This window comes from Tahibacter aquaticus (assembly GCF_004363655.1).
Classification (GTDB): Bacteria; Pseudomonadota; Gammaproteobacteria; order Xanthomonadales; family Rhodanobacteraceae; genus Tahibacter; species Tahibacter aquaticus.
In genome coordinates, this window is the sequence record NZ_SNZH01000001.1 from 36,630 (window position 1) to 54,472 (window position 17,843).

A 17,843-nucleotide genomic window follows, 5' to 3' on the forward strand; every position below is an offset into this window, starting at 1 on the left:
GCAATCGCCGCAACGGCCTTGCTCAGGTGTTCTGGTTCTTGACCGCCGCGCGATACAGCAGCCAGCCGATCAGCGCCAGCACGATCAGGCCGGCAAACTGGCCCAGATGGAACGGCGTCGGCAGGGCCAGCACATCGGCGCGCTCGCTGACCACGATGGGCACGGCGATGGCGATACCCATCAGCGCCTCGCCGGTGATCAGTCCGGCGGCAAACAGCGTGCCGGGGCGGTGTACGCGGTCGCGCGCAGCCTCGTCGTGCGCCGGCACCTTGAAGCGGCGCTCGACGAGGTACGACAGCACGCCACCGAGGAAGATGGGCACCATCAGTTCCAGCGGCAGGTAGATGCCGATCGCCGCGGCCAGCACCGGCACGCGGAAGGTGGACTTGCGCGCCTTCAGCCATTCGTCCAGTGCGATCACGACCGCGCCGATCACGGCACCGGCAATGATCATTTCCCAGGGCAGCTTGCCGCCGAACAGGCCCTTGGCCACCGACGCCATCAGGGTGGCCTGTGGCGCGTTGAGGGAGTTCGGGTGTTCCGGCGTGGCCGGGCCAATGCCGTAGGCCGTGGCGAGCAGGTTCAGCACCGGCGCCATCACCAGCGCGCAGGACAGGGCGCCGATCGCCAGCATCACCTGCTGCTTCCACGGCGTGGCGCCAACCAGGTAGCCGGCCTTGAGATCCTGCAGGTTGTCGCCGCCGACCGCGGCCGCGCAGCAGACCACCGCGCCGATCATGATGGCGGCCACCGCACCGATCGGCGAGTCGCTACCCAGCAGCAGCATCAGCACCACCGAGGCGAACAGGATGGTGGCGATGGTGATGCCCGACACCGGGTTGTTGCTGGAACCGACCAGGCCGGCCAGGTAGCCCGACACCGACACGAACAGGAAGCCCGCCACCACCATGATGATGGCCATCGGAATGCTCACCGCCCAGTTGCCGACGATGGCCTGGTACAGCAGCAGCAGCGGCAGTACGAAGATCACCAGGGCGATGAGCATCCACTTCATCGGCAGGTCGCGCTCGGTCTCGGGCACGTTGGCATCGCTGCCCTTGCGCGCTGCGGCGATGCCGCTGCGGATGCCCGACACCAGCGACTTGCGCAGCGAGAACAGGGTCCACATTCCGCCGATCAGCATGGCGCCGACGCCGAGGTAGCGCACTTTCTCGGCGCGGATCAGACCAGCCGCCTCGGCGGCGCCAAGGCCGGCCAGCTGCGACGCGAGGGCCGGATCGAAGGACTGCGCGAACGCGTGGTACAGCGGAATGGCGATGTTGTACGACAGCACGCTGCCCGACAGCACCACGATGCCGATATTCAGGCCGACGATATAGCCCACGCCGAGCAGGGCCGGCGACAGGCCGGTACCCATATAGCCGAGGAATTTGCCGAAGAAGCCGGCGCCCGAGGCATTGTCCGGAATCATGCGCAGGCCGCTCTCCGCCATCAGCTTGACCACGGCGCCCAGCACCGAGGAAATGCCGAGGATCTTCAGGCCCGGGCCGGGGTTCTCGCCGGCCTTGAGTACTTCCGCCGCGGCCTTGCCTTCGGGGAAGGGCAGCGGATCGTCGACGATCATGGAGCGACGCAGCGGCACCGAGAACAGCACGCCGAGCAGGCCGCCGAGGCCGGCGATGGCCAGCACCCAGGAATAGCGGAAGTCCTGCCAGTAGTTGAGGATGATCAGCGCCGGAATGGTGAAGATGACGCCGGCGGCGATGGACGAACCAGCCGAGGCGCCGGTCTGCACGATATTGTTTTCCAGGATGGTGCCGCCGCCCAGTACCCGCAGCACGCCCATGGAAATGACCGCGGCGGGAATGGCCGTGGCGATGGTCAGGCCGGCGAACAGGCCCAGATAGGTATTGGCGGCAGCGAGGATCATTGCCAGCACCACGGACAGCAAGACGGCGCGGACAGTCAGCTGCGGAACTGCAGGTGTACTCATGCGGACTCCGGGAGATAGACACCCGCACGACTGGGCGGGGGGCGCCAAGCATAACCGGGGGTCGGGGTCTGCGCGTACCCGGGTGCGGATAGTCCGGAAGTCATGGTTGTTGCTGCCGATGCGCGGTCGCGCAGCCGGTCGAGAGACGCATCGGGCATAGCTGCGTTTGCGTACAGCGGCAGGTGTGGCGGGCCGGAACGGGACGTGGTGACGGCCGCCGCTGCCACCACAAACCAACCCGGCCAAGGCCGGGTTGGTTTTTGTAACCTATTCCACCCCTACATTTTCTGGAACTCGATACGCCGGTTGCGCGCCCTGCCCTCCTCGCTGTCGTTGTCGGCGATGGGCCGGTACGAGCCATAGCCGCGGGCGACCAGGTTGTCGGCGGGTACGCCTTTGCCGATCAGATAGTTGCGCACGGCGTCGGCGCGCTGTTGCGACAGGGGGTTGTTGATGTCGTCGCTGGCGACGCTGTCGGTATGGCCGGATATCTCGTAGACGCTCTGCTGGAAACAGGCGGCAACGGCATCGAGCAGCTGGTGACCGGTTTCGTCGATCTGGGCAGAGCCGGTGTGGAAGGTCACCATCGCGCCCATGCGATCCGCGCACTTCACTTCTTCGGCCTTGCTGGCCGGCACTACGGCGGCCACGACACGCAGCTGGTCGACGATGGCCGTATCGGCACCGAAGTAGTCGCGCAGCCAGCGCAGATGGGCGCTGCGCTGTTCTTCGCTGGCCACTTCGCCGCTCAGCGTCACGCTGCCGGCCTCGCAGGTCAGGCCGACGCCGGCAGCTTTGCGCAACCACGCCAGCAAGCCGTCCAGGCGCGCGGCGCAGGGACCGAGCAGGGCGCCAGGCCGCAGCTGCAGTTCGTCGACCAGGGCGCTGCTGCCGAAGGTGCCGCGCAAGGCGCCAAGCACACGCTCGCGGCTGTCCTGGTCGGGCACTGCGCCGGTAACCCGCCATTTGCCCTGCTGCAGCAGCAGGCCGAAGGGCGCCGCCGTCGCTGCCGCCGGCACAGCGGCAGGGGCGAGAGCAGGCACGACGACGTGCAGTTCATTGACGACACTGGCCGAAGTGCCGAACAGGCTTACCGCCCAGTCGCCCAGCCTTCGCCGCGTCGCCTCGCTGTCGACATCACCGCGCAGGCGCACGGTACCGCCTTCGCAGACGACGGCAAGAGCGCCGGACTGGCTCAGCTGGACCGCAATGTCGGCCGCCCTGGCCGCGCAGGGGCTGGCGCCCGCGGCAGCATCGACGCGCAGCCGGTCTCTCGTGCCGTCCGTGACCACCACGGCGGCGACGGACTGCAGCAGGCGCTCCTTGGCGGCCTGCTGCGGCAGCGCACCGGTCAGTACCAATTTCCCGTTTTCCATACTGAAGCCGAGCTGCGCGCTTGCCGCGGCAGCGCCGGCCGGTGCCGCGCCGCAGCAGCCGGGCGTGGCCAGCGGACAGCGCCCGCCCAGCCACAGACCCAACAGCAGCAGCACCAGCAGCAACGCGATGCCCCATGTCCAGCGCGTATAGCGCGGCCAATCGATGACCTGGCTCATGGCAGTCTCCGCCTCAGTCGTTGTCGGTCGGCTCGACGCCGGCGTTCAGGCGATCCTGCAGGGTGCGCAGTTCGCTCCAGCGGTTTGCCGCCGCCAGCCCGGCCTGCTGCGCCCAGTTGCCCGGATTGGCGATCTTGAAATTCGGCCCACCGCTGTCGAGGATGGCGCGCAGCTCGTCGACACTGCGCCGGGACAGCTGCGCAAACGTGACGACGCCTGCACCGAGCAGCAGCTCGTTGATCTTGGGCCCTATGCCTTCGACGATGGTCAGATCGTCCGCGTGCTTGAGCACGAAGCCGGACAGTCGCGCCGCGGACAGATCGATGGGAATTGCCGCCGCCGGGTCGGTAGTCACCGTAAACACGCGCGCTGCGGCAGCCTGCGCTGCCGGCAGAGGCAGGTCGATCCCCGAGGAGTAGACCCGCGGCGTTTCGGACTTCACTTCGGACGAATAGAGATCGACCGGGGCGGAAGAAGCCCGCGGTGTTTCATCCGGCGGCGTGTAGGCGCCCTGCGAGCGCCGGCTGGTGCTGTCGAATGCCGCGGCAGGCGCCGGCGGATCCTTGCGCAACCAGCGCGACAGCAGCCAATTCAACAACCATCCCAGCAACAGGCCGAGTACGAACCACCAGAAGCAGCAAGCGAACAGGCTCATTGCACATTCTCCGGTTTGGACTGGATGCGCGCCGAGTATTTCACCCGCCTGCCGGCCTGCCTATGCGTACGGTAAATAATTTACATACAACGCAGTGTGGAAAGCGCTACCGGCCGCCATACGCCGGCCGATGGCAAACTGGTCCGTCGAGAGCCCGGAGGATACTAACCATTAATGTATAAATAGTAACACCCTGCACTGTCGCCGCGCCGGCCGCAGCTACCTGGTCGCGGCAGCGCCCCACGCTGCCGGCGGCAGCGGTTGCGGCCGGGCCAGGTCGAACTCGACGCGGAACAGCCGGTTCGGCCGGGCCAGTTCGTAGACGAAGCGCTTCGCATCGAGTTCGACGGCCCAGACATTGGTTATCGAGACGGCCCGGTCCAGGCGCCGGAACAGCTGCTGCGATTCGGCATCGGCAGGAAATTCATAGCGCCAGCCGGCGGCGCTCCGCGCAACCGCGCCGGCGCGGCTGTCGCCGCCATACCCGGTCATCGCATCAGCGCTGCCGTCGGCGTGACGGTGATCGTGCTTGAGGCGCAACTGGCTGGTCTTGGCGTCGGCGGTGAATACCCAGGTACGCGAATGGTCGTCGCCGACATGGAATGGAATGCGCACCTCGCCGGCAGCGCAGTCGCGCACATGCATGACCAGCTTCTTGCCGGCGAACGGATTGTCGGTGCTGGCCGGCGTATCGGCCACCACGCGGCCGGCGAAGGCCTTGCCGCACAGCGCGCGCAGTTGCTGCAGGAACTCGCCCGGCGGCGACGCGGCAGTGCGCGTTTCGTCGGCCGTGGCAACGAGGACGGATTGGCTGCCGTGGACCAGACCACAGGCGGACGACAGCAGGACCAGCGCCAGTGCGGCGCTGCAACGCAAGGAGGAATTGGGCATCCGCGCACGGTAGCGTTTCGGCCCGCAGCGGGCAAACCCGGCCCGCGTTGTTGCCGGCCCGCGCCGTTGCGGCGCGGCGCCCTGGCGCGGCCGATATACTCCGCGCCCCAGTACCAGCCGGCCCCGCAATGTCCTCTGCAGCGATCTCCACTCCGCAGGCCAGCCTGCCGGCCAGCGACAATTTCCTCGGCCATCCGAAAGGCGTCTACGTCTGCTTCTTCACCGAGATGTGGGAGCGATTCTCTTTCTACGGCATGAAGGCCCTGCTGCTGCTGTACCTGCTGCAGCACCACAAGTTCGGCGACAAGGTCGGCCTGGACGTACTGGGCGCCTACGGCGGCCTGGTCTACTGCCTGCCGGTCATCGGCGGCATGCTGGCCGACCGCTGGCTGGGCATGCGCAAGGCGGTGGTGTTCGGCGGCCTGCTGCTGGTGCTGGGCCACGCCGGCATGGCCATCGAAGGCCACGAGGCACGCCTGGTCGACGGCGTGATGCAGCGCGACAGCGGTGCACTGCTCGCCTTCTATTTCTCGCTATCGCTGATCATCATGGGCGTCGGCTTTCTCAAGCCGAATATTTCCACCATCGTCGGCAAGCTGTATGCGCCGGACGATCCACGCCGCGACTCGGGTTTTGCCCTGTTCTATGCCGGCATCAACTTCGGTTCGCTGCTGGCCTCGATCATCTGCGGCTATCTCGGCCAGACCCTGGGCTGGAGCTACGGCTTCGGCATCGCCGGCATCGGCATGCTGCTGGGGCTGCTGCAGTTTCTCTGGGGCCAGAAATACCTGCGCGGCCACGCCGAGCCGCCCGCGCCGGAACGGCTGCGCGAGCGTGTCGGCCTGCTGCCGCGGGAATGGCTGATCTACCTGACCGCCGTGGCCGGGCTGCTGCCAGTGGCCGGACTGATGTGGGCTGTGGCCAATGGCGCGTTTTCCCTGGGCGGCGTGATCTCGCCGGCGCTGGCGCTGATGCTGCTGATGATGCTCGGCGTACTGGTCTGGTTTGTCTGGTTCCTCGCCACGCAATGCACCAGGATCCAGCGCGACCAGATGCTGGCGCTGATGGCGATGATCTTCATGTGCCTGGTGTTCTTCACCCTGTACGAGCAGACCTACGGCTCCTGGGTCACGTTCACCGACCGGCTGCTGACCAAGGACGTGCTGCCCGCGCTGGTACAGCCGACGCCGGAGCTGGTCTGGGGCAACGACTGGGGCGCCAACCTGAGCCTGTTCGTGCGCACCGCGCCCTGGTCGCTGGTGGCGCTGCTGCTGGCACCGGCGGCGTTCGTCGTTGCCGCGCGCCTGTCCGACCGCGATGCGGCTTCGCGCGCGCCGCAGTACCTGTTCGGCCTTGTCGTCGTCGTCACGCTGCTGTTGCTGCTGCGCGATTGCGTGGTGCTGCCGCAGACGGCGGGCTCGCTGACCTATCTGGGTGCGCTGTTCCTGGTGCTGCTGGCGCCGCTGTTCAGCGGGTTATGGGGCTGGCTGGACCGGCGCGGCGCCGATCCGTCCAAACCGGTGAAATCGGCCGTCGGCCTGCTGCTGGGCGGACTGTCGTTCCTGCCGCTGCTATGGGCCGCGCAGCATGCAGGCGCCACCGGTGTGCAGGCCAGTGTATGGTGGCTGGTATTGGCTTATTTCATTCTGGAACTTGGAGAAATGTGCCTTTCTCCGGTCGGACTGTCGGCGGTCAGCCAGCTGTCGGTGCCGCGCGTGGTCAGCCTGATGATGGGCACCTGGTTTCTGGCCACGGCGTTCTCCGAGACGCTGGCGGCGCAGTTCGGCAAGCTGGCGGCGATAGAAATACCCGAGGGCGAGACGCTGTCCTTCGTCGACGCCGGCGCCAGCTATGCCCACCTGTTCCTGGTAATGCTGATCATCGGTGTGGCCTGCGGCCTGCTGGCGCTGGTCGCTGCACCGCTGCTGCGCCGGCTCATGCACGGCGTGCGCTGAGCCCGCCGGCTACGCCGAGGCAGCCGCCACTTCCTCGGCCAGGCCGAAAGCGAGGCTGAGGCCCGGGCCGGCCGGCGCAGCCACGATGCTGACGCCGGCTTCGGGCTGGATGGCGAAATCGCCGGCACTGCATGCATGTACGGTCTGCCAGGACTGGGCGATGCGGCAGTCCGGCAGCAACGTCAGGCGGCGCAGCGCGTCGAACAGCGGCGTCGCCTGCAGGCTGTCGCCAGTGGCTGCGGCAGGCGCGGCACTCAGTGCATGGCTGGCAAGAATTTCGCCGCTGCCGTTCTGCAGCAGCAGCAAATCGTCAGGGCCGCATTCCGCGCTGTCGGCCTGCGCGCGCTCGGCCAGGCGCTGCGCCGCCGGCAAGGCCGCAAACGCCGGCCAGGCGGCCAGCCCCGCCACGCCGTGCAACTGGCAGCCCAGGCGGAAACCGTCGGGCTGGGCCGCCAGGCGCACGACCTGGCGGCGCAGCAGCGACAGGCGCCCTTCGGCAAACAGCTGTGGATACAAGGCCGGCAGATCCGCCCCGCCGGCCAGATAGATCGCATCGGCGGCGTGGCGGCGGCCGCCACTCCAGACATACGGGTGTGCCACGCGCGTGACCGCATGCTTCCAGCGGAATTCCACGTCGAGGCGGTCGGCCAGCCACAGCGGCAGCTGGCGCAGGGCGACGCGCGGGTCCAGCACCGCTTCCTCGCCACTCCACAGCGCGCCGCGCAGTCCACGCGGCTGCACCTGTGCGCAGCGTTCGCGCGTCTGCGCCGGATTGAGCAGCTGGCAGTCGCGCTGCTGTCCGCTGGCGGCGCAGAACTCCTGCAGCAAGGCCATTTCGTCGTCGCTGTAGGCCGGCACCAGGCAGCCGCTGGATTCGTACCAGACATCAGCCGCCTCGCAGAACTCCTGCCAGGCCCGGCGCGAACGCCGCGCCAGTTCCAGCAAACGTCCGTTCGCCTCGCCCAGCAGCCACAGCGCGCCCGGGCTGCGCAGCGAGGCGCCGACGGCACGCTCGTGCCGCTCGAAGACAACGACGCGGCAGCCGCGTTCGGCCAGGGCCTTGGCCAGGGCCAGGCCGACAATACCGGCGCCGACAACGATGGCGGTGGAAGGAATCATGCGGTTGGCGCGTCCTTGCGAGAGAAACTTTTCGCAAAGTACAGTCGCCCCGTGAGGCTTTGGTTGCAGTTCGGTGACGTCGGCGTGACAGCGCCCTGCCGTTAGCGAGGCCGGTGCAGTTGCACCGACGTAGTCGCGCGACAGCCGAAGCAGCGGATTCGAACGACGTCAACGCTGCCCTGTGGCGTTTTTGCGGATAGTACAAGTAGGTTCTGCAACAGTGGACGCGGTTGCGTGAGTTTCGTCAGTCGCTGGATTGCCGGTTGGCGGCTGGTTTGATGCAGAAGCGGAAATCGGCAATGCGAAGCAGCAAAAGCCCTCTCCCCCAGGAAGCGTGGAGGAGAGGGCTAGAGCATGAGCGCGCCGCAAAATTTCTGCGTTGATGATGCAATTCGCTTCGCTCATCGCACCCTACAAATTCATCGCACCCTGTAAAACGCGTCGCATCTTACAAATCTCGTCGAATACAAAAAGCAGCAGGCAAGACAGAAGCCCGTTCAATCGCACAACAGCGGATCAAGGCGCCGCCGGCGACGCCCCCGCACCAATCGATGCATCGAGGAACTCGAGCATTTTCTTCAACATGACTTCACGATTTTTCTCGTCGTAGAAGCCATGGCCTTCAGTGCGCTCGTACAGCCATTCGTGCTTGACGCCCTTCTTTTCCAGGGCGTTATGCAGGCTTTCGCCGTGTACTGGCGGTACGCGCTTGTCCTGGCCGCCGACAATCAGCATCACCTTGGCCTTGAGCTTGTCAAGGTTGGCGATGGGCGAACGTGCGGTCAGCTCGGCCTTGTCTTCGCCCAGCACCTTGGTCAGGTAGTTCTCGCCGATAAGACGCTGCTGGATGTCGCCACGGGTATACATCAGGCGCAGGTCGTAGACACCGCTGTCGCCGATCGCGCAGCGGTACAGGTCGGGTTCGCGCACCGCGCCCTGCAGCGCCGCGTAGCCGCCGTAGCTGGCACCGTAGATGCAAATGCGCTTCGCGTCGGCGATGCCCTGGGCAATGGCCCACTGGGTGGCATCGGTGACGTCGTCCTGCATCTTGCCGCCCCACTCGCGATAGCCTGCGTCGACGAAACGCTGGCCGTAACCGCCGGAACCGCGGTAGTTGACCTGCAGCACCGCATAGCCGCGGCTGGCCAGTGCCTGGGCGTAGATGTCGAAGCTCCAGGTATCGCGTATGCCGTACGGACCGCCGTGGACCATCACGACCAGAGGCAGGTTTTTCGCTTCTTCCTTGCCCAGCGGCCGGGTCAGGTAGCCGTGCAGCGGCAGGCCGTCGCGGCTTTTCAGCTCTACCGGCTCCATCGTCGCCATCTTGGCCGGATCGATCCAGCCGGCACGCTTGAGCAGCGGCGTGAGTTTCTTGCTCTTGCGGTCGAGCAGGAAGAACTCGCCAGGGTTGATGTCGCTTTCCACCAGTACGACCAGGCGGTTGCCTTCCTTGTCGCTGGAATGGATGGAGACGTGCTCGCCGGGGAATTGCTGCATCAGCTGGCTGAGAGTCTTGATCTCTTCGGAATTCTTGTCCAGCACGCCGATGGCCATGCGGCCCGGCATCGCTTCGACGCCGACGACCGACTGTTCGTCGAAGCTGTGGATCAGGTCCCACACACTGACGCTCTTGCTGGTCCACACCGGCTTGAGCGTGCGTTCCTTGGTATCCCAGGTGCAGACGGCGTTGGCTCGGGCTTCGTTTTCGCAGGCCCAATAGACGCTGTTGTTGCTCTTGTCGAAAGCCAGCGGATAGAAACGCGAACCCTTGGCGGCTTCGCTGAAGACTTCTTCCCACTTGCCGTCGTCGTTGTCGCGGTACATCACCTTCCAGTTGGTGTTGACGTCTTCGCCATAGGAAAAGCGCACCACGCCTGCATGGTCGGTGAGGAACGAGGCATTGCGGATCGGCGCCTTGAACAGTTCCTTCTTGGTGCCGTGGCGCACGTCGAAGCGATACACGGTCGGCATGGTGCCGTCGGGACCGGCATCCCAAGGCACGGTGGCGATCAGCACGTTTTCGTCGTCGTCGCGCAGGTCGTCGATCACCTCGCCCGAAGCGTATTCGCCGACCGTCTTCTTGATCTTGCTTTCGCCCGACTGGCCGCCGAGACGGAAACCGAACAGCAGGTCGTTGCCCTTGCCGTCGGCATCGACGCCGAACAGTTCGCCGGTGCTGACCGGCCGATCGGCGCCACCGATCTTCTGCTGCAGGCTGTAGATCACCCGGCGCGGGCCGACCCACTGGAAGTCCGACAGTTCATCGTCGCCACGCGGGCGGATGGTCAGCACCTTGTTGTTGGCGATTTCGATCAGGGCCAGATGGCGTTTGCCGTCGACGATGGCGTCGGCGGCCAGATAGTCGCCTCCGGGGGAAATCTTGACCGAACGGTACTGGGTATGACGCGCAAAATCGGCCAGCGGCACTTGCGCATGAACGGCCGCGGTGGACGCCAGCGCGGCGACAGCGAAGGCCAGGCGATGGATGGACATGGATGACTCCTTGGAGTGGGACGCAAACGGCACCGCCTCCCCGGAGGTACCGATCGGAACGAATGAAGCCCTGCACAGGGACGGGCTGGCCCTGCTTGACCCTTGCGCGTACTGCAGTTCGACCGCCACAACCAACCGCTACATCCCCGCCGGAACGCCCGCTTCAGCTGCGGGCGACACGGCCGTAGCGGTCTTCCAGCCGCACGATGTCGTCTTCGCCGAAATAGTCGCCGCACTGGACCTCGATCAGGTGCAGATCTTCCGTGGTGGCGTTTTCCAGCCGGTGCAGCGTGTCTATGGGTATATACGTAGATTGATTGGAATGAAGCGCAAAAATCTTCTCGCCGACGCGTACCGTGGCCACGCCCCTGACCACGGTCCAGTGTTCGCTGCGGCGATGATGCTTCTGCAGACTGAGGACATGGCCGGGTTTCACCACCAGGCGCTTGACCTTGCAGTCCTGCGCATCCTCAAGCACGGTGTAGCTGCCCCAGGGCCGATAGACGGTCTGGTGGAACGCCGCTGCCTCGTGCTTGTCCGCACGCAGGCGGTCGACCACCAGCTTGACCTGCTGGGCGCGGTCGCGATGGGCGACCAGTACGGCATCGTCGGTATCGACGATGACCAGATCGTTCACGCCGACCGCAGCGACCATGCGCTTGTCGCTCTGGATATAGCAGTTGGCCGATTCGACCAGGATGGCCTGGCCGCGTACGCGGTTGCCGTGTTCGTCGGACTCGGCTTCCAGATCGCTCACGGCTTTCCAGGAGCCGATGTCGCTCCAGTCGAACGCGGCCGGTACCACGGCGCGGCGCGCGGCTTTTTCCATCACGGCGTAGTCGATGGAAATATCCGGCTGGGCCAGGAAGGCCTCGCGCGCGTATTCGACCGGGCTTTCCTGGGCGATCGCGCCGGCGGCGCAGGCCTCGGCTGCGGCCAGCACCTCGGGACAGGTCTGCGCTGCCGCTGCCAGCAAGGCATCGGCGCGGAAGCAGAACATGCCCGAATTCCACAGATGCTCGCCGCCGGCGAGATAAGCCTCGGCCAGTTCACGTTTGGGTTTTTCCACAAAAGCAGCGACTTCGCTGCCTTCGCGCCCGGCAATCGCTGCACCGACATGGATATAGCCGAAACCGGTTTCCGGCTGCGTGGGCGGAATGCCGAAGGTGGCGAGCCAGCCGTCCTCGGCCAGTTCGCGCGCGCGGCGCACGTCGGCGGCGAAGGTATCCAGCGCGCGGATCAGGTGATCGGCCGGCAGTACCAGCAGCACGGCATCCGGCGAGATATGGCTGATCGCGTACTGCGCAGCAAGCAGTATGGCCGGTGCGGTATTGCGCCCCGCCGGTTCCAGCAGGAACGGCAGCTTGTCCAGGTCGGCGTGGGGATGGCTGGCGTATTCGTCGCGGGTCAGGAAGTAGTAGTCGCGCCCGGTGACGGTCAGCACATGGCCGCCGTCGGCCACGGCCATGGCCCTGTCCAGGGTCTTGTACAGCAGCGACTCGCCGTCTGCCAGGCGCATGAACGGCTTGGGATAGGCGCTGCGCGAAACAGGCCAGAGACGGGTGCCGGCACCGCCGGAGAGAATTACGGGAATCAGCATGGTCGTTTCCAGAATCAGTAAAGCCAGACGCAGCGCGGGGCAGAACCCCTCAAACGCCCAGTTCGGCGATCACGTCGCGCAGCCCTTCGCGCCAGTCGGGCAGGTACAGGCCGAAGGTCTGGCGCAGTTTGCCCGTGTCGAGCACGGAATAGGCTGGCCGGCGTGCCTTGGTCGGATAGTCGGCCGTGGCGATGGCGGCGATATCGGGCGATTTCTCGATCAGTCCGGCCGCCTGCGCCTGGGCCATGATCGCCACGGCGAATTCCTGCCAGCTGCATTCGCCGGCGCTGACCAGGTGGTAATGGCCGCTGCTCTGCTGCCGGCTGGCGGCATTGCCCTGCAGCCAGCGCGCCAGCACGGCGGCCGTGGTATTGGCGATCAGCCGTGCCGGCGTCGGCGCGCCGCGCTGGTCGGCAACGACACTCAGGCGATCGCGCTCCCGGGCCAGGCGCAGCATGGTGCGCAGGAAATTGCTGCCGCGCGCGGCATAGACCCAGGCGGTGCGGAAATTCAGATAGGCCGCACCACTGGCCGCCAGTGCCAGCTCGCCGCCAAGCTTGGAGCGGCCATAGGCGCTGACCGGGCCGGTGGCATCGTCTTCGCGGTAGGGCTGCAGGCCCTGGCCGTCGAATATATAATCGGTGGAATAGTGCACGACGGAACAATGTTGCGCTGCCGCCCATTGCCCGAGCAGGCCCGGTGCGGTGGCATTGGCCAGCTGGGCCAGCGATTCCTCGTCCTCGGCCCGGTCGACCGCGGTATGCGCGGCGGCATTCACGATCAGCTGCGGCGCGCTGCGCTGCAGCAGAGCTTGCAGGGCGGCCGCATCGGCCAGGTCCAGCGTCTCGCAGGCGGCACCGCCGGGCAGGCGGCCGCTGCGTGTGGCCGCAATGACGCGGCCCAGCGGCGCGAGGCTGCGCTGCAGCTCGAAACCGACCTGGCCGTTGGCGCCCAGCAGCAGAATGTTCATGGCTTTGGTCCGGGAATGGCAGAAGAGATACCGCAGCAGCAGCGCAACCGGCGTGCCGCCGGGTGCATCAGGCGCCGTCGTAGCGCGGCAGCCGCTCAGGTGCGACATCGGCCAGCAGCGGTGCCTTCTCGTCCTTGCCCGACAGCTGCGGCGAGGCGACCGGCCAGTCTATGCCCAGGGCCGGATCATTCCAGCGCACGCCCGCATCGGCCTTGGCGTCGTAGAGATTGGTGCACTGGTAGGCGAAGGTGGCGAATTCCGACACCACGGCAAAACCGTGGGCAAAGCCTTCGGGAACCCAGAAATGGCGCTTGTTTTCCGCCGACAGCAGCACCGCAGCCCACTGGCCAAAGGTGGGCGAGCCGTGACGGATATCCACAGCCACGTCGTAGACCTCGCCTTCGAGCACGCTGACCAGCTTGCCCTGCGGCCGCGGCCACTGGTAGTGCAGTCCGCGCAGCACGCCGCGCGCCGAGCGCGATACATTGGCCTGGACGAAATTCAGTTCCAGCCCCGCCGCCTTGAATTTTTCCGCATTGTAGCTTTCGTAGAAAAAGCCGCGTTCGTCGCCGAACACGACCGGCTCGATCACCACGCAGCCGGGCAGGCGGGTTTCGATCACCTTCACGGCACCACTCCCTGCTCGGCTATCTGCAGCAGATAGCGGCCGTAGCCGTTCTTGGCCAGCGGCCTGGCCAGGGTGCGCAGCTGCGCCTCATCGATCCAGCCGGCATGAAAGGCGATTTCTTCTGGGCAGCAGACCTTCAGGCCCTGCCGGTTCTCGATCGTCTCGATGTAGTTCGACGCTTCGACCAGGGAATCGTGCGTGCCCGTATCCAGCCAGGCGTAGCCGCGGCCCAGGCGTTCGAGCATCAGCGAATCGTCTTCCAGGTAGCAGCGGTTCAGATCGGTGATTTCCAGCTCGCCGCGCGGCGACGGCTTGAGCGTGCGGGCGTAGTCGACGGCGCGGCCGTCGTAGAAGTACAGGCCGGTGACGGCGTAGTTGGACTTGGGACTGGAGGGTTTCTCCTCCAGCCCAATCACCTTGCCGGCGGCGTCGAATTCGGCCACGCCGTAGCGTTCCGGATCGTGTACGTAGTAGCCGAACACCGTCGCGCCGTGGTCGCGCGCGGCGGCGCGGCGCAGTACCTCGGTGAAGCCGTGGCCGTAGAAAATATTGTCGCCAAGGATCAGGCAGGAGGGATCGCTGCCGACGAAGTCCGCCCCGATCAGGTAGGCCTGGGCCAGGCCGTCGGGCGAAGGCTGCGCCGCGTAGCTGATCGAAATACCCCACTGCGAGCCATCGCCGAGCAGCTGCTTGAACAAGGCCTGTTCGTGCGGCGTATTGATGACCAGCACTTCGCGGATGCCCGCCAGCATCAGCACGCTGAGCGGGTAGTAGATCATTGGCTTGTCGTAGACGGGCAGCAGTTGCTTGCTCACCACCTGGGTAAGCGGATACAGCCGCGTGCCGGAACCGCCGGCGAGGATGATGCCTTTCTTGGTCGTCATGTCATGCACCTGCGTTGCAATGCGGCGGAACCGCCGGCCATCCCTGAAATATCAAGCGCCGCCGAGGCGCTCCATGCGGTAGCTGCCGTCGGTCACGCGGCCGCACCAGGCCTGGTTGTCCAGATACCACTGCACAGTGCGCTCGATGCCCGACTCGAAGGTTTCCTGCGGCGCCCAGCCCAGCTCGCGCTGCAGCTTGCCCGAGTCGATCGCGTAGCGGCGGTCGTGGCCGGGCCGGTCCTTGACGTAAGTGATGAGACTCTCGCGCCGGCGCCCGTCGGCCAGCGGCTCGCGTCGGTCCAGAAGCTCACAAATAACTTTTACCACATGAATATTTTCCCGCTCGGAATCACCGCCGACGTTGTATACCTCGCCGGTGCGGCCGGCTTCCAGTACGCGCTGGATGGCGCGGCAGTGGTCGCGCACGTACAGCCAGTCGCGCACGTTGCGGCCGTCGCCGTAGACCGGCAGCGCCTCGCCGCGCAGGGCTTTCTGGATCATCAGCGGAATGAGCTTTTCCGGAAACTGGTACGGACCGTAATTGTTGGAACAATTGGTGGTCAGCGTAGGCATGCCGTAGGTGTGGTGGAAGGCACGTACCAGGTGGTCGGATGCGGCCTTGGACGCCGAATACGGCGAATTCGGCGCATAGGCGGTTTCTTCGGTGAACTTGCCCAGTGGGCCCAGCGAACCGTACACCTCGTCGGTGGACACGTGCAGGAAGCGGAAAGCGTCCTGGCGTTCCAGCGATTGCGAGCGCCAATAGGCCAGCGCGCGTTCGAGCAGATTCAGGGTGCCGACCACATTGGTCTGTACGAATTCGGCAGGACCGTCGATGGAGCGGTCCACATGCGATTCGGCGGCGAAATTCACGATCGCGTCGGGCTGGTGTTCGGCCAGCAGGCGTTCGACCAGGACCTTGTCGCCGATGTCGCCCTGCACGAAGACGTGGTCGGGATTGGCCTTCAGCGGCGCCAGCGTATCGAGATTGCCGGCATAGGTGAGCTTGTCCAGATTGACCACGCGGAAACCGCCCTGGGCCAACAGATCAAGCACGAAATTGCCGCCGATAAAGCCGGCGCCACCAGTCACGAGCAGGGTTTTCATGCGCTAAGGTCGCTCCAAGGTACCTGGACCCGGCCAGTTCGCGGCCGGACAGCCCGAAAGGTTACCAGAAGGCTGCGCAACCCGTCCCGGCCTGGCTTTTCCGACACAAAAACAAGGCGCTTGCCGGGAAAGCGACAATTGCCGACAGTCCCGCCCGCGCCAGGCCCACTGCCGGCATGGACGGGCGTCAGCATGCGCGCTCGTATGGCGATACCGCCCGTCCGTGCTGTCATGGCCCGGTGCGGCACTGCGTATTCCTGCTCCGCCCTGATTGAAGACGGAGCTTATCGATGCGACTCACCCTGGTGCTGGCGGCGCTGCTGCTGGGCACTGCCGCGCAAGCGGCGGAACAACTGGATCCCTTCCGCATCACAGGCACCGGCCTGAACAGCTTCAAGGCCATTGCCCTGCTGCCTCAGCCCAACGGCAATCTGGTGGAAATCTTCGAATTCCCCACCCAGTCGGGCAGTTGCGGCGACCCGGCCTGTATCGGCATCCGGCGCTGGACCACGAACGCCACCCAGATCGACTCGCTGCGCGTCAAGGCCGCGGCCTTGCAGTCGGTCAAGGCGGCGACCGTGGACAGTCGCGGCCGCATCATCGTGATCGGGCCCACCCAGGGTGCCGGCGCCGACGGCAGCGACTTCGGCGTGGTGCGCTTCAAAGCCGACGGCAGCGACGACACCAGCTTCGCCGGCGACGGCGGCACGGCGATCAATTTCGGCCTGGGCCAGGGCAACAACGACTACCCGCTGGCGGTTACGGTGGATCGCGACGACAACGTCATCGTCGCCGGTTCGGCCCAGCGCAGCGCTGCCGGCGACACCGACTTCGCCGTGGTGCGCCTGCGCGCAGCCGACGGCGGCCTGGATACCACGTTCAGCGGCGACGGCAAGACCACGGTGTTTTTCGACCTGGGACCGAATACCCGCATCGACCAGGCGAATGCCGTAGCCGTACGCAACGACGGCAAGATCGTGCTCGGCGGCATTGCCCTGGACAGCACGATCTCGCGCCTGCGCCCGGTACTGGCCCAGCTCAATGTGGACGGCAGCCTGGACGCCACGTTCTGCGCCAGCAGTTGTTCGTTCAACGCGGGCTACAACAGCATCAACAACGGCAGGCGCGTCTACTACTTCGGTCAGCAGACGGCGCATGCGGATGAAATCCTTGGCATCGACGTGGCGGCCAACAACGATATCGCCATTGCCGGCAACACCTATTCTGACGACGGTGCCACGCGCCAGGCCGCCATCGCCCGCTTCGACGGCAGCGGCGTGCAGCAGTCCGAACGGCTGGAGCCGGGCCTGAACGGCAACGGCCGCTATACCGACGTGCGCTTCGCCGACGGCGCCGGCACGCGAGTCATCGCCGTCGGCGACAGTGGGCCGGGACCGAACTACTTCATTGCGCAAGCCTTCACCGGCAGCATGGGCTTCGATTCCACCTACGGCAACTGCCTCAGCAGCAACAGCGGTCTGTGCTTCATCGGCGGCAGCGGCCTGGGCGACGACGGCCCCAACAACGCCGGCCAGCTTTTCCTCGACGCCCGCGGCCGGCCGCTGTTCGCCGGTTCGTTCGTCATCTCCAGCGATCCAGGCCGCAGCCATACCCTGATCCAGCGCATCACCAACAACAGCGGTCCCTTGCCGGACCGGATTTTCCGCAACGGTCTGCAGTAACGCAGAGGGCGCCGCCGTTCGCCCGAACGGCGGCGCCGGCGCACACTACTGCTGCACCCAGAACTCGATTGAGTTCGGCGGCACCATCAGATTCAGGTTCGGCCCGGCCACTTTGGGCAGCGTGCCGTTCCAGGTATCCAGCCGATAGCGATGGCCCTGGAAACTGCCGGCCGTGCCGGCGTCGATGGTGAAGGTGAAATTGCTTGTACCGCGATTGGTCAGCACCACCGCGAGCTTGCCGGTCGGACCGCCCTGACGGAAGGCGAGGATGCGCTGGTCTTTGCGCACCGTGGTCTCGTCCACCTGGTAGCGCTGCGAATCCCAGGGCATCCATTCCAGGAAACCGACCAGT

General features: G+C 66.0%; 14 protein-coding genes. 2 read left to right on the forward strand and 12 right to left on the reverse strand.

Annotated features, from left to right (window positions below):
* Window positions 1-22 precede the first annotated feature (22 nt).
* The 4 genes from DFR29_RS00145 to DFR29_RS00160 form a co-directional block, all read right to left on the reverse strand.
* The gene (locus DFR29_RS00145) at window positions 23-1,954 is read right to left on the reverse strand and encodes an OPT family oligopeptide transporter (RefSeq protein ID WP_133816530.1); all 1,932 of its coding nucleotides are present in this window, start codon (window positions 1,952-1,954) and stop codon (window positions 23-25) included.
* Between the two features lie 278 nt (window positions 1,955-2,232).
* Window positions 2,233-3,507 (reverse strand): OmpA family protein, encoded by a 1,275-nt coding sequence (locus tag DFR29_RS00150; protein ID WP_133816531.1) that lies wholly within the window; start codon window positions 3,505-3,507, stop codon window positions 2,233-2,235.
* Between the two features lie 13 nt (window positions 3,508-3,520).
* Complete coding sequence (locus DFR29_RS00155; RefSeq protein ID WP_133816532.1) at window positions 3,521-4,162, reverse strand: hypothetical protein; 642 nt, start codon at window positions 4,160-4,162, stop codon at window positions 3,521-3,523.
* 219 nt (window positions 4,163-4,381) lie between these two features.
* Window positions 4,382-5,053 carry a hypothetical protein gene (locus tag DFR29_RS00160; protein ID WP_243745914.1) on the reverse strand — a complete coding sequence of 224 codons (672 nt, stop codon included), beginning with the start codon at window positions 5,051-5,053 and terminating at the stop codon, window positions 4,382-4,384.
* Between the two features lie 128 nt (window positions 5,054-5,181).
* On the opposite strand from DFR29_RS00160, the gene DFR29_RS00165 reads away from it, so the two are divergent.
* On the forward strand, window positions 5,182-7,008 hold the full coding sequence (locus DFR29_RS00165; RefSeq protein WP_133816533.1) for a peptide MFS transporter: 1,827 nt from the start codon (window positions 5,182-5,184) through the stop codon (window positions 7,006-7,008).
* 9 nt (window positions 7,009-7,017) lie between these two features.
* Here the strand turns inward: DFR29_RS00165 and DFR29_RS00170 are convergent, their stop codons facing one another.
* From DFR29_RS00170 to rfbB, 7 genes are all read right to left on the reverse strand, one after another.
* Window positions 7,018-8,127, reverse strand: coding sequence for an FAD-dependent oxidoreductase (locus DFR29_RS00170; protein WP_133816534.1), 1,110 nt, complete (start codon window positions 8,125-8,127; stop codon window positions 7,018-7,020).
* 516 nt (window positions 8,128-8,643) lie between these two features.
* Entirely contained in the window at window positions 8,644-10,620 is a 1,977-nt protein-coding gene (locus DFR29_RS00175; protein WP_133816535.1) for an alpha/beta hydrolase family protein, read from the reverse strand.
* Window positions 10,621-10,783: 163 nt separating this feature from the next.
* Window positions 10,784-12,220, reverse strand: coding sequence for a mannose-1-phosphate guanylyltransferase/mannose-6-phosphate isomerase (locus tag DFR29_RS00180; RefSeq protein WP_133816536.1), 1,437 nt, complete (start codon window positions 12,218-12,220; stop codon window positions 10,784-10,786).
* A 49-nt stretch (window positions 12,221-12,269) separates the two neighbouring features.
* Entirely contained in the window at window positions 12,270-13,190 is a 921-nt protein-coding gene (rfbD, locus tag DFR29_RS00185) for a dTDP-4-dehydrorhamnose reductase (RefSeq protein ID WP_133816537.1), read from the reverse strand.
* Between the two features lie 67 nt (window positions 13,191-13,257).
* The gene (rfbC, locus tag DFR29_RS00190; RefSeq protein WP_133816538.1) at window positions 13,258-13,818 is read right to left on the reverse strand and encodes a dTDP-4-dehydrorhamnose 3,5-epimerase; all 561 of its coding nucleotides are present in this window, start codon (window positions 13,816-13,818) and stop codon (window positions 13,258-13,260) included.
* Entirely contained in the window at window positions 13,815-14,702 is an 888-nt protein-coding gene (rfbA, locus tag DFR29_RS00195; protein WP_133816539.1) for a glucose-1-phosphate thymidylyltransferase RfbA, read from the reverse strand. The genes rfbC and rfbA overlap by 4 nt, the downstream gene beginning before the upstream one ends.
* A gap of 51 nt (window positions 14,703-14,753) precedes the next feature.
* Complete coding sequence (rfbB, locus tag DFR29_RS00200) at window positions 14,754-15,809, reverse strand: dTDP-glucose 4,6-dehydratase (RefSeq protein ID WP_133816540.1); 1,056 nt, start codon at window positions 15,807-15,809, stop codon at window positions 14,754-14,756.
* A gap of 290 nt (window positions 15,810-16,099) precedes the next feature.
* Here rfbB and DFR29_RS00205 point away from each other — a divergent pair, with 290 nt between their 5' ends.
* Window positions 16,100-17,491: a delta-60 repeat domain-containing protein gene (locus DFR29_RS00205; protein WP_133816541.1), complete on the forward strand. Its 1,392-nt coding sequence runs from the start codon at window positions 16,100-16,102 to the stop codon at window positions 17,489-17,491.
* A 45-nt stretch (window positions 17,492-17,536) separates the two neighbouring features.
* On the opposite strand, the gene DFR29_RS28900 is transcribed toward DFR29_RS00205, so the two are convergent.
* A partial coding sequence (locus DFR29_RS28900) for a glycoside hydrolase family 30 beta sandwich domain-containing protein (protein ID WP_166653778.1) occupies window positions 17,537-17,843 on the reverse strand: 307 nt, incomplete at its 5' end.

Bases quoted from the DNA above. Each gene is read 5' to 3' on its own strand.
- rfbA (WP_133816539.1), bottom strand. From the start codon at position 14,702: ATGACGACCAAGAAAGGCATCATCCTCGCCGGCGGTTCCGGCACGCGG.
- DFR29_RS00170 (WP_133816534.1), bottom strand. From the start codon at position 8,127: ATGATTCCTTCCACCGCCATCGTTGTCGGCGCCGGTATTGTCGGCCTG.
- DFR29_RS00165 (WP_133816533.1), top strand. From the start codon at position 5,182: ATGTCCTCTGCAGCGATCTCCACTCCGCAGGCCAGCCTGCCGGCCAGC.
- DFR29_RS00180 (WP_133816536.1), bottom strand. From the start codon at position 12,220: ATGCTGATTCCCGTAATTCTCTCCGGCGGTGCCGGCACCCGTCTCTGG.
- DFR29_RS00205 (WP_133816541.1), top strand. From the start codon at position 16,100: ATGCGACTCACCCTGGTGCTGGCGGCGCTGCTGCTGGGCACTGCCGCG.
- rfbB (WP_133816540.1), bottom strand. From the start codon at position 15,809: ATGAAAACCCTGCTCGTGACTGGTGGCGCCGGCTTTATCGGCGGCAAT.
- DFR29_RS00155 (WP_133816532.1), bottom strand. From the start codon at position 4,162: ATGAGCCTGTTCGCTTGCTGCTTCTGGTGGTTCGTACTCGGCCTGTTG.
- DFR29_RS00145 (WP_133816530.1), bottom strand. From the start codon at position 1,954: ATGAGTACACCTGCAGTTCCGCAGCTGACTGTCCGCGCCGTCTTGCTG.
- rfbD (WP_133816537.1), bottom strand. From the start codon at position 13,190: ATGAACATTCTGCTGCTGGGCGCCAACGGCCAGGTCGGTTTCGAGCTG.
- DFR29_RS00175 (WP_133816535.1), bottom strand. From the start codon at position 10,620: ATGTCCATCCATCGCCTGGCCTTCGCTGTCGCCGCGCTGGCGTCCACC.
- DFR29_RS00160 (WP_243745914.1), bottom strand. From the start codon at position 5,053: ATGCCCAATTCCTCCTTGCGTTGCAGCGCCGCACTGGCGCTGGTCCTG.
- DFR29_RS00150 (WP_133816531.1), bottom strand. From the start codon at position 3,507: ATGAGCCAGGTCATCGATTGGCCGCGCTATACGCGCTGGACATGGGGC.